Origin of the sequence: Microbispora sp. H13382 (assembly GCF_014161445.1) — a bacterium.
GTDB lineage: Bacteria > Actinomycetota > Actinomycetes > Streptosporangiales > Streptosporangiaceae > Microbispora.
Map to the genome: position 1 here is coordinate 1 of NZ_JABBXA010000051.1, position 1,094 is coordinate 1,094.

At 68.1% G+C, this 1,094-nt stretch carries 1 protein-coding gene and 1 pseudogene; one reads left to right on the forward strand and one right to left on the reverse strand.

The window, feature by feature from the left end; translation table 11 throughout:
- Window positions 1-235 (reverse strand): annotated as a pseudogene (locus HHX41_RS39415) (hypothetical protein); the annotation flags it as partial.
- A gap of 492 nt (window positions 236-727) precedes the next feature.
- Here HHX41_RS39415 and HHX41_RS39420 point away from each other — a divergent pair.
- A partial coding sequence (locus HHX41_RS39420) for an endo-1,4-beta-xylanase (RefSeq protein ID WP_182910012.1) occupies window positions 728-1,094 on the forward strand: 367 nt, incomplete at its 3' end.

Sequence of the window (1,094 nt, forward strand, 5' to 3'; positions counted from 1 at the left end):
AGTCGATCGTGTAGCGGCCGGAGGCCAGGCGCTGCCACAACCCGATCCGGTAGCCGCCGGGCACCTGGGTGCCCTCGGTGATCGAGTCGCCCAGCGGCATGACCCGCACCCCGCCGTTGGACTCCGCTCTCGCGACACCCGCTCCCAGCACCGTGCCCAAGGCCACCACAGCCGCGGCCAGGACGATCGCGGCGAGCGTACGACCTCGCCCTTCAGACTTTGTTAGCGCTAACATAGCGTCCCTCGGGCCCGCCTTTCTTCGTTGTCGCGCCAGTATTCGTGGTGGTGCGGCGGAGCAAATACGACGTGACGAGTCCCCGTCAAGCACCGCGGTCCCGCCGTCCCGGCCGTCCCGCCCCGGTCAAGCCGTTCCACCTGCCGTGGCGAGATGCGGACGCGTAACGCGGAGGACCGGCGACGATGAAACGTTCATCGTCACGGCGGCCGTTGAGGGCGCCTTGGAGGGGCATCCGGAAACTTACAGAATCGCCCACCACATCGGCGCAGGGTGCGAGCATGATCGGCGATGGGGCGATCGAAACTTACGGGGAACGCCCTTGACACATTTCGTGATGATTTCCCACACTGCTCCCCAAGGCGGCTTCCTCCTGCCGGGGTCGGTGGTGGGCGGCAGGGGCCGCAGTCTCGGCGCGACGACGGATCGCGTGTGTTTCCCGCGGACGTCTGTCCGCGTTCCCCTCATTGATTTCGCAGTGGAGGCTCAGGCATGGGCGAAAAATCCTCGTCCGGCGGAACCCGCCGGATGCTGGTCGCCGGCGCCCTCGGCGTACTCGGCGCGGTCACCGCGCTGGCGGCATCGGTCCCCGCCGGCGCCGCGGCCGGAACGCTCGGCGCCGCGGCCGCACAGAGCGGCCGTTACTTCGGCACCGCGATCGCGGCCGGCCACCTGAACGACTCGACGTATGTGGCGACCTGGGACCGGGAGTTCAACTCGGTCACGGCGGAAAACGAGATGAAGTGGGGGCCGATCGAGCCCTCCCGCAACTCCTTCAACTGGAGCTCCGCCGACCAGATCGTCAACCACGCGCTGAGCAAGGGCATGAAGGTCCGCGGTCACACGCTGGTGTGGCACG